The organism is Idiomarina sp. 28-8, from assembly GCF_000320945.2.
Classification (GTDB): Bacteria; Pseudomonadota; Gammaproteobacteria; order Enterobacterales; family Alteromonadaceae; genus Idiomarina; species Idiomarina loihiensis.
Map to the genome: position 1 here is coordinate 1 of NZ_BANL01000069.1, position 259 is coordinate 259.

Annotated in this window: 1 rRNA gene; it reads left to right on the forward strand. The window is 43.2% G+C overall.

The window, feature by feature from the left end:
* Positions 1-158 precede the first annotated feature (158 nt).
* A 23S ribosomal RNA gene (locus tag RJ32_RS00180) occupies positions 159-259 on the forward strand; the annotation flags it as partial.

Here is a 259-nt window from a genome sequence, read left to right on the forward strand (position 1 = left end):
GTTACGTGCTCTTTAACAACATGAAAAGCTGATTGTAATATTAAAAGTAAGAAATGCCACTCTACTTGAACAAACTGATTTGGTAGAGGCGTATCGAACTTGTGTACAGCGAGAACAAACAATCTTGGTCACGTATGCCAGACACCTTCGGGTTGTATGGTTAAGTGACTAAGCGTACACGGTGGATGCCTAGGCAGTTGGAGGCGATGAAGGACGTACTAACTTGCGATAAGCCATGATAAGCCAGTAAGAGGCACTT